The organism is Aquabacterium sp. (assembly GCF_014378415.1).
Classification (GTDB): Bacteria; Pseudomonadota; Gammaproteobacteria; order Burkholderiales; family Burkholderiaceae_C; genus Aquabacterium.
The window spans coordinates 1-4,290 of sequence record NZ_JACMNS010000188.1; the positions used below are offsets into that span (position 1 = coordinate 1).

Consider the following 4,290-nt stretch of genomic DNA (forward strand, 5'->3'; position numbering starts at 1 on the left):
AGGTAGCCCAGGCGCATCTTGGCCGACACGGGCATGTCGGCCGGCACGGCGCGGCGCACGGCCGACACGATGGCGTGCAGCAGCTCGGGGTCCACCAGCAAGGCCGTGCCGCCGCCATGGCCGTTGACGACTTAGGCGGGGCAGCCGAAGTTAAGGTCAATGCCTGCCGGGCCAAGGGTGGCCAGCCGGGCGGCGTTTTCGGCCATGCAGCTAGGGTCGGAACCCAGTAATTGCGCGCGCACCGGCACCCCCGCGTGCGTGCGCCCACCATTGAGCAGCTCCGGCACGATGCGGGTGAAAACGCGCTCGGGCAGCAATTGGTCGGTGATGCGGATGAACTCGGACACGCAGCGGTCGATGCCGCCGACGCGGGTCAGGATGTCGCGCAGCGGGAAATCCAGGAGGCCTTCCATGGGCGCGAGCAGGATGGTCATGAAAAATTCAGGGAGGGAGGAGTCGGGGCGTAGTGTACGGAGCTTGGCCGGGTGTGTCTTGCGTGCGAGACTGAGGACCCACCGAGATGGAGACCACCCTTTGAGCACCTTGCTGAGCCATCCGCCGCTGCGCCGCCTGGACCAACTGCCCGGTCCACGCCCCTTGCCCATCGTGGGCAATGCCTTGCAGCTCAAGCGCCCGCGCATCCACCTGGATTTTGAGCAGTGGGCGCGCGAGTTCGGCCCGAGCTTCCTGGTGCGCCTGGGGCCCACGCCCGTGCTGGTGCTGACTGATCACGAGGCCATCAATGCCGTGATGAAAGACCGCCCTGATGGCTTCAGGCGGCCTGCCAGTCTGGAGCGCGTGGTGAAGGAGTTGGGCGGCGCGCAAGGCCTGTTCAGCGCCGAGGGCCAGGATTGGCACCACCAGCGGCGCATGGTGATGGCGGCGTTTTCACCCACCCATGTGCGTGCTTATTTTCCGGCCTTGATGAAGGTGGCTCAGCGCCTGAATGGACGCTGGCAGAAAGCCGCGCGGCAAGGGCAGGCGATTGACTTGCAAAGCGATTTGATGCGCTTCACCGTGGACGCCATCTCGGGCCTGGCGTTTGGCGTGGACATGAACACGCTAGAGTCGGATGAAGACATCATCCAACGGCACCTGGACAAGATCTTCCCGGCTTTGTTCAAGCGGCTCAACGCCCTGTTGCCGTATTGGCGTTACGTCAAATTGCCGTCGGACCACGACCTGGACCGCAGCTTGAAAACGGTGAGGGAGGCGATCAACGGCTTCATCGACCAAGCGCGCGAACGCATGCGCCACGAGCCCGCTCGCCGTGAGCAGCCCGCTAACCTGATCGAGGCCCTGATCGTGGCCGCCGACCACCCGGACAGCGGCGTGAACGACGAGGTCGTGGCAGGCAATGTGTTCACCATGCTGCTGGCCGGCGAAGACACCACGGCCAACACCCTGGCTTGGTCGATTCATTTGCTGCACCGCCACCCAGCCGCTTTGCAAAGGGCGCAAGACGAGGTGCGCCGCGTGGTCGGCGATGACCTGTCGGTCTTCAACATGGACCAACTGGGCGACTTGCCCTACCTGGACGCCTGCATCCAGGAAACCATGCGCCTCAAGCCGGTGGCGCCCTTTCGGGTGCAGCAAGCCTTGCGCGACACGGTGGTGGGCGATGTGCTGGTGCCCAAAGACGCGCTGGTGTGGTGCATCTCGCGCCACGATGCGCTGGACGACCGCCATTTCCAGAACGGCGCGGCCTTCATGCCTGAGCGCTGGCTGGCCGAAGGCACCGCCAAGAAGGTCTCGACCCCCTTTGGCAGTGGCCCCCGCGTGTGCCCGGGCCGTTACCTGGCCATGGTCGAGATGAAGGTGGCGATGGTGATGTTGCTGAGCCAGTTCGACATCGACCGCGTGGACACGCCGCAAGGCGGCGAAGCGCAAGAGCTGATGTCTTTCACCATGACGCCCGTGGGCTTGACCATGCGCTTGAAGTCTCGCCTCAGTTGATGCCCAGCAGTTGCTCGCGCAACTCGCGGGGCGCCATGCGGCCCATCACCGGGCGCAAGGACACGTCCCACAGCAATTCATTGTCGTGGGCCGTCCCCATGGATTGGCCATTGAGCGACGCGGTGATGCCCTCCTTGGGGATCCAGTCGATCAGCACGACATCGCCCTTGTGCAGCATGTCGATCTTGGCGTAGCCGGCGGCAATGGATTCCACCTCGGCGGTCAGCGACTGGACTTCGGCTTCGGTGGCACTGGCCGCGAAGTCGCTCAAGAACTGGCGGGCAATGAGGAAGCCTTTGACGTCCCGAAGCATGACCAACTGGACACGCTTGGGACCGGCCAGCTTCACGACCTCGTCCAGCGTGTGGTGCTTTTCGGTCAGGTACAAGGCGCAGGTGTTGGTCTTGAAAAAGCCGCGCTTTTGAATCGACGCGCCGTTGAGCACCAGCTTGACGCCCGCCACTTGGGCGGTGTCGTCGATGGGCACGCCATCCAGCTCGCGGGGCGGCTCGGCCTGGGCCACATGGGCCAGCACCATCAGACATGAGAGCGCCCATTGGCGCCACCAGCGTTTGTTGTTCACAGTGGGGCTCCTGTTTCATTGCCAAGCAGATCATTCGTCCATGATCATCGCAGCACCGCTGTTTTGTGTAACACCGGTTTTCCCCCGCTTCATTTCCGGCATAAAACGTCGATATATCAACTTGTGACATCACTCTCGGGCCTTTCCATGACGACCACCGATCTGGCGCCGACGCGCATCTCTGTCATCCAGCAGGAGCTTGATCAGGCCCGGGCGAAAGGGGCGCTGCAGAACATCGTCATTCCGCCTTGTCCGGAATTGCTGACGCGTTTGCAAAAAGCCATGGCGGCTGGCGAGCCTGACCTGAACGAAGTGGCCCGCATCGCCTACAGCGATGTGGCCATGTCGGCCACGCTGCTGCGCTCGGCCAATGGGCCGCTTTACGCCGGTGGTCAGCCGGTGCAGAGCATTGGCCAGGCCATGAACCGCCTGGGGCTGAGTGAAACAGCCGCGATCCTGACCGGGTTCATGGCACAAAACACCATCCGCGTCACCAGCTCCCACCTGCAGGGTTTTTGGGAGTTCGCCGCCCAGCGGGCTCTCGCCATGGCCTTCATCGCCAAACGCCTGCCGGGCATGTCGCCCGACCTGGCCTACACCTACGGCCTGTTCTGTCACGTGGGCCTGCCAGTGATGATGCAAAGTGTGAAGGGCTATGTGGGCACCATGGTGGAGGCCCAGGCCCGCGTTGACCGCTCTTATGTGGCCACCGAGAACGCCAATCACCGCACGGATCACGCGGTGGTGGGCGCTTTGGTCGCCCGGGTGTGGCGCCTGTCGCCCAGCCTGATGGCCGCTATCCGCCTGCACCACGACCTGGCTGCACTGGGTGATCGCTTCACCGAGCCGGAGGTGCACACCCTGGTGGCCGCCGGCTTGCTGGCCGACCACCTTTTGCGGCTGCAGGAGGGGTTGCCGCCCGAAAAAGATTGGGTCGCCTACGGGCCCAAGGCGTTGGAGTGGCTCCAGATCTCGGCCGATGAACTGGCGGTCTGGGCAGACGAGGTCATGGAGATGCTGGAGATCGGGTGACCTCCAGCCGAACCCTGATCCCGGCTCAGCCGATGGCCCGCGCCAGGCGGATCGTCTCGATTTTCACGCCACCGGTGTCCACCGTCCTGGCGGTGGTCAACTCACGTTTGAAGCCGGCCACTTCGTGGAAGTTCATCGCGCGTTCGTTGCGCAAGGGCAGCCACAGCGAAACGTGGGTGCAGCCTTCGTCTTCGAGGCCGTCGCGGGCGGCGTCCCACAGGGCCAGGCCTGCGCCGGTGGACCACATCGTGGGGGTGACGTAGATCTGCCAGATCTCGCCCATGGTGGAGGGCGTCTTGGGGTCGCGCGAGCGGTCGTAGCCCACAAAGCCGACCACCTGCTCGCCCTCATGCGCCACTTCGATCTGGGGCTCGCCCATTTCGATGGCTTCGCGCCAATAGCCCTGGCGCTTGCTGGCGAACAGGCTGCTCAGCAGCTCGTCAGGCACCAAGTCTTTGTAGGAGGCCTGCACGGCGGCGGCGTAAATGTCGGCAATGGCCATGGCATCGCGGGGAATGGCGGAGCGAACCTGATATCGGGACATGACAAATTGGTGTTGTTGGACGGATAAGTTCTGGACGAGGATTGTCGTCGCATCCGGGCGGCGCACAATGCGCACCATGAAAATCCCCAAAAGACTGGAACCGCTGATTGAAGATGGCTTGATCGATGGGGTGGTTCGCCAGCTGATGAGCGGCAAAGAGGCCATGGTTTTGGTG

At 63.7% G+C, this 4,290-nt stretch carries 4 protein-coding genes and 2 pseudogenes; 3 read left to right on the forward strand and 3 right to left on the reverse strand.

Features of this window, described 5'->3' with window-relative positions; all coding sequences use genetic code 11:
* Positions 1-434 (reverse strand): annotated as a pseudogene (locus H7225_RS16430) (tRNA-dihydrouridine synthase); the annotation flags it as partial.
* A gap of 100 nt (positions 435-534) precedes the next feature.
* Here H7225_RS16430 and H7225_RS16435 point away from each other — a divergent pair.
* A complete protein-coding gene (locus tag H7225_RS16435; protein ID WP_290663760.1) occupies positions 535-1,956 on the forward strand; it encodes a cytochrome P450 in 1,422 nt (473 codons plus the stop codon).
* Here H7225_RS16435 and H7225_RS16440 read toward each other — a convergent pair.
* The gene (locus H7225_RS16440) at positions 1,949-2,539 is read right to left on the reverse strand and encodes a chalcone isomerase family protein (protein ID WP_290663762.1); all 591 of its coding nucleotides are present in this window, start codon (positions 2,537-2,539) and stop codon (positions 1,949-1,951) included. The genes H7225_RS16435 and H7225_RS16440 overlap by 8 nt on opposite strands.
* Positions 2,540-2,686: 147 nt before the next feature.
* Here H7225_RS16440 and H7225_RS16445 point away from each other — a divergent pair, with 147 nt between their 5' ends.
* Complete coding sequence (locus H7225_RS16445) at positions 2,687-3,571, forward strand: HDOD domain-containing protein (RefSeq protein WP_290663764.1); 885 nt, start codon at positions 2,687-2,689, stop codon at positions 3,569-3,571.
* A gap of 25 nt (positions 3,572-3,596) precedes the next feature.
* Here the strand turns inward: H7225_RS16445 and H7225_RS16450 are convergent, their stop codons facing one another.
* Positions 3,597-4,115, reverse strand: coding sequence for a GNAT family N-acetyltransferase (locus tag H7225_RS16450; RefSeq protein WP_290663766.1), 519 nt, complete (start codon positions 4,113-4,115; stop codon positions 3,597-3,599).
* Positions 4,116-4,191: 76 nt separating this feature from the next.
* Here H7225_RS16450 and H7225_RS16455 point away from each other — a divergent pair.
* Positions 4,192-4,290, forward strand: a pseudogene (locus H7225_RS16455) (serine protein kinase RIO); the annotation flags it as partial.